This window comes from uncultured Brachyspira sp., assembly GCF_949287625.1.
GTDB lineage: Bacteria > Spirochaetota > Brachyspiria > Brachyspirales > Brachyspiraceae > Brachyspira.
On sequence record NZ_CASEGO010000187.1, the window covers coordinates 1 to 2,933 of the forward strand.

Sequence of the window (2,933 nt, forward strand, 5' to 3'; positions counted from 1 at the left end):
GACATTATAAGAATAGAAGCAGAAGATGGCAGTGAAGAATATATAGAAATAATATTTCCAAAAGATAATAAAGATTGGAAAGATACAGCAATAGATATAACTACTGGTGCTTTAGATATAGTTTCCAATATACCACATCCTTTATTAAAATCAGGAAAGTTTGTATCTAAAGGAGTAAAATTTGCTGCAAAAGAAATAAAAACTGTTAAACAGTTGACAAAAGCACAAAAAAAGATTTTAGATATTGTAGATAAATTACCTTCTCCTAAAAAGCGTTCTAAATCAGGTAAAATAAATGATGGTGAAAATATTAGACTTGTAAAAACTGAAAATGATTTAAAGAATCTTTGGAAAGATTTAGCAGAAGATATTGATATTACGCAAAAAAAGATAGAAGGGAAAGGGGATATTTTTCAAGGAAGAGTAGATGAAAATATGATAATACAATATAGAACATTTTCTAGTAAAATCAGTCAAAATAAACCAACAATAGATATAAATGGAGGAACAAAAAGTACAAGTAGAAAAGTTCATATAGATGTATCTAAAGATAATATAGGTGACAAATAATGAAAACAATAAAGTTATTATACAGTACAGGTTTTGATTTATTTTATAAAGAAATAAGTGAAGATAAGTATAAATCTGTAATACCAGAAGAAATAAATTTTTTAGATATGTTTATTGAAATGTATCCAGAAGTCACTAAGGTAGAAATTTTAGAAATAATTGAATATGTGTGTTTATTATATTTTAACTATGCTTATATGAGTGAAAAAAGTGAGTCCGATGAATCTATGCAAATATCACTTTTTAAATATACGAATATATCTAATGATTTTCATGCAAGCTATATAAGTGAATATTATCATATAGTAGGTCATTTGTTTTTATCTGGTTATATAGATTTTATGGTAGATGCACCAGAAGAAACTTTACTATCAAACTATATGGAAGATAAGTATAAAGCATGGTTACATTTTAGAGATAATTTTTTATATAAAGAAAGATTTAATTATCATGGTTATGATGTACAACTTTATAATGGTAAAATTTATACTACAGATACATGCCCTTATATATACAAAGATGGTGTAAAACATATGTTAGGAACTGCTCCTACATTTGGTGCTGTTTCATGGGATGACCCAACATTTTGGTCTATTTATAATGTATTTACAGTAGCAACTAAAAAAGGAATAGACTATTTTGAAAATGAACTTGCTCCACGAATCTATAACAAATATAAAGATTTAGAAGTAGAAATAGATGATGATTATAATATCATAAAATGGATAGGTCATATCAACAGATAAGCTAAAGATATACCATATGATGCTTGGTCTAATATTCATTTTGGTACAATAGGTAAATATTGTGAATTTAGTGAAAGTGTGTTGTTAGGTGGTGTATTCGCTGGCGGCTATGCTGGATATTTTGGTATATCAAATTTTTTTGAAGGTGATAGCGATGAAGATTGATACAAAAATTATACTGTTTGAAAAAATAGAAGCTTTAATAATACTATTATTTATTACAATTTTAGTAACTAGTTTTATACTACTATTATTTTTTAATATTTTCTATTTATCTGATTTTATCAGAATGGGTATTTTTCTTTTTATTTGTAGTATTTTTATAGTCGGTTATGTATTAGTTTCTACTGCTTTTGAAGAAAGAATAGAATACTATAAAGAAGAGAAATTAAGATTATGCCAATATGGTACTAATAAAAAATATGAATCATACCTATTCTCAGATATTAATGTTTACCCAGAAGTAGCTTGTTTTAAAATTGCAGGTTTTGCAAGATACAACTCTATCACTATAACAGATAAATTTTTAGATACAGGTATCAATATTGTAAATATAATAAAAAAATATATTCCAGAAGCAAATGAGAAGTTATTATCTAATATTTTATCATACATTAATAAAAACTATACAAAGCGTATGAATAAAGATAATCACAGCATTATGTTAGATGTTGGCACAAAATATGGCAGAATGCAGGTAAAGTTTGAAAATGAAGCTACTGTATTGTTTTTCACAGTAAGCCAGATTTATGGTTATGGAAATATAGAAAGAACTTATGAAATGCAGCAGGTGTATGAGATAATCACTAATAATAATGAACTATTACATGAAATAAAAGAATTGAACCTGTCATCAATATTTTTATATGAAGTTCCGCTTCCCTGGGACCCTGATTACATAGAAGTAGAAGATGAAGAAAGTGATGAATTATATAAACTAAAATATTACTCAATAGAAGAAGTGTTTAATACAATAGCTAATCCAAAATATGCAGGCTGGAAAGAATATGTATTAAATTTCTTTACTGAATTTGATAAATTAAGTTATGAGAAAGCAGAAAAGTTTTTAAAATTAACAAGTTATCCTGTACCAGAAGAATGGCTGTACCAGAAGAATGGTATGATATGTTAATGAATAAAAAATATTTAAAATATATAGAAAAATATAAATAAATTTCATAACGATAAGTCATATTATATGCTGGTTAACAGCACAGGAGAAATATTTGAAAGCAAAGTAAGTAATGGCAAGGCATCATTTAGCTACAATCCAGCAGAAGCCTGCAGTAACCAGAAAGTATTGTTTTCTTTTAATAAGGTAGATTTATCGTGTAAAAAATCAGCCAATGGTAAATGTTTAGACTATGCCTGGATAAATAAAACTGCAATGGAAAATAAAAAATTAGAAAGAACATTTACGATAAATCAAGGGATAAATCAAGGAGATGTGGTAATGCCTATTAAATTCACATCACTTCCAGATAAAGAAACTATTGATGGAAATGCTTTTTTAGATGTACTAGAAGATGATGACATTATAAGAATAGAAGCAGAAGATGGCAGTGAAGAATATATAGAAATAATATTTCCAAAAGATAATAAAGATTGGAAAGATAC

At 26.6% G+C, this 2,933-nt stretch carries 5 protein-coding genes; all 5 read left to right on the top strand.

Translation table 11 applies throughout. The features are described 5' to 3' along the window. On the top strand, positions 1 to 570 hold a 570-nt coding region (locus Q1X91_RS15425), incomplete at its 5' end, for a hypothetical protein (RefSeq protein ID WP_300759473.1). Next, positions 570 to 1,316: a hypothetical protein gene (locus Q1X91_RS15430; protein ID WP_300759475.1), complete on the top strand. Its 747-nt coding sequence runs from the start codon at positions 570 to 572 to the stop codon at positions 1,314 to 1,316. The genes Q1X91_RS15425 and Q1X91_RS15430, both read left to right, overlap by 1 nt. Positions 1,317 to 1,325: 9 nt before the next feature. Next, the gene (locus Q1X91_RS15630; RefSeq protein ID WP_366945523.1) at positions 1,326 to 1,481 is read left to right on the top strand and encodes a polymorphic toxin type 44 domain-containing protein; all 156 of its coding nucleotides are present in this window, start codon (positions 1,326 to 1,328) and stop codon (positions 1,479 to 1,481) included. Next, positions 1,471 to 2,448 (top strand): hypothetical protein, encoded by a 978-nt coding sequence (locus Q1X91_RS15435; RefSeq protein ID WP_300759477.1) that lies wholly within the window; start codon positions 1,471 to 1,473, stop codon positions 2,446 to 2,448. The genes Q1X91_RS15630 and Q1X91_RS15435 overlap by 11 nt, the downstream gene beginning before the upstream one ends. Positions 2,449 to 2,514: 66 nt before the next feature. Then, on the top strand, positions 2,515 to 2,933 hold a 419-nt coding region (locus Q1X91_RS15440), incomplete at its 3' end, for a hypothetical protein (protein WP_300759479.1).

What these genes read in the sequence shown, in the direction of transcription:
- Q1X91_RS15430 (WP_300759475.1), top strand. Translation starts at nt 570, where the DNA reads ATGAAAACAATAAAGTTATTATACAGTACAGGTTTTGATTTATTTTAT.
- Q1X91_RS15435 (WP_300759477.1), top strand. Translation starts at nt 1,471, where the DNA reads ATGAAGATTGATACAAAAATTATACTGTTTGAAAAAATAGAAGCTTTA.